At 65.5% G+C, this 1,271-nt stretch carries 1 protein-coding gene; it reads right to left on the bottom strand.

Translation table 11 applies throughout. From position 1 onward, the window contains the following. Nucleotides 1-141: 141 nt before the first annotated feature. Nucleotides 142-1,224 carry an IS630 family transposase gene (locus KDK95_RS34665; protein WP_212522591.1) on the bottom strand — a complete coding sequence of 361 codons (1,083 nt, stop codon included), beginning with the start codon at nt 1,222-1,224 and terminating at the stop codon, nt 142-144. Nucleotides 1,225-1,271: the final 47 nt, after the last annotated feature.

Raw genomic sequence — 1,271 nt, 5'->3', positions numbered from 1 at the left:
CTGCCACGCACGCTCGCGGCGTTGCAGGGGCGGTTGCAGACGACCGAGTATGCGCCCGCCCCTGCGCCTTGCGAGCGCACGCGTCAGACGCCGCGGCCTGATCCAACGCAAGTTTGAAGACACGGCCTAGTGTCCTGCGTCTTAAATTCGTTTCAAATATTTGGCGAGTGAGGTGAGGATCTCCTCGGCCGTCTTCTTCCACACGAACGGCCGGGGGTCCTCGTTCCACAGCTTTATCCAGCCCCTGATGTCCCTCTCCAGGGCCTGGACGTTCTTGTAGACCCCGCGTTGGAGCAGTTGGGTGGTCATGTAGGAGAACCAGCGCTCGACCTGGTTGATCCAGGACGAGCCGGTCGGGGTGAAGTGGACGTGGAACCTCGGGTGGCGGGAGAGCCAGGCCTTGATCTCGGGGGTCTTGTGGGTGGAGAGGTTGTCGACCACGAGGTGCACGGCGAGTTCGTCGGGAACGGCCTTGTCGATCGCGGTCAGGAACTTCTTGTACTCCACCGCCCGGTGCCTGCGGCGGATCTCGCTGATCACGGTGCCGTCGTCGATGTTGAACGCGGCGAACAGGCTCGTGATCCCGTTGCGGGCGTAGTCGTGGGTGCGCCGCTCGGGCATCCCGGGCATCATCGGCAGCACCGGCTGGGACCGGTCCAGGGCCTGGATCTGGGACTTCTCGTCCACGCAGAAGACCACCGCGTTCTCCGGCGGGTTGTGGTAGAGCCCGACGACGTCGACGACCTTGTCCACGAACTGCGGATCGGTGGAGATCTTGAACCCGTCGACCCGGTGCGGCTTGAGTTCGAAGTCGCGCCAGATCCGGCCGATCGTGGACTTCGACAGGCCCGAGCGCTCGGCCATCGACGCACGCGACCAGTGCGTCGCGTTCGCCGGCTTCGACTCGAGCGTGTCCACGAGCACCTGCTCGACCTGGTCGAGGGAGATCGAAGGCGGACGCCCGACCCTCGGCTCGTCCTCCAGGCCCTCGAACCGGTGCTCGATGAACCGGGCTCGCCACTTGCCCACCGTCGGCTGCGAAACCCCCAGCTCCGCAGCCACCTGCGTGTTCGTCGCCCCGGGCCGCGCGCAGGCCAGCACGATCCTGCACCGCAACGCAAGAGCCTGCGACGACTTCGAACGACGCGCCAGGCGTTCAAGCTCCGCGCGCTCGTCATCGGTCAGGACCAACTCGCCGGCCTTCGGCCGTCCGGTACGAGGCATGCCCCATCGTATCACTTAGCTAACGAACTTTAGGCGCAGGACACTAG

The sequence above is a fragment of the Actinospica acidithermotolerans genome (genome assembly GCF_018139625.1).
In the GTDB taxonomy this organism is placed as follows: Bacteria; Actinomycetota; Actinomycetes; order Streptomycetales; family Catenulisporaceae; genus Actinospica; species Actinospica acidithermotolerans.
The sequence above is the reverse complement of the archived record's forward strand: the minus strand, read 5'-3'. Positions and strand labels throughout refer to the sequence as shown.

Coding starts and splice junctions, on each gene's coding strand:
- KDK95_RS34665 (WP_212522591.1), bottom strand. CDS start 1,224: ATGCCTCGTACCGGACGGCCGAAGGCCGGCGAGTTGGTCCTGACCGAT.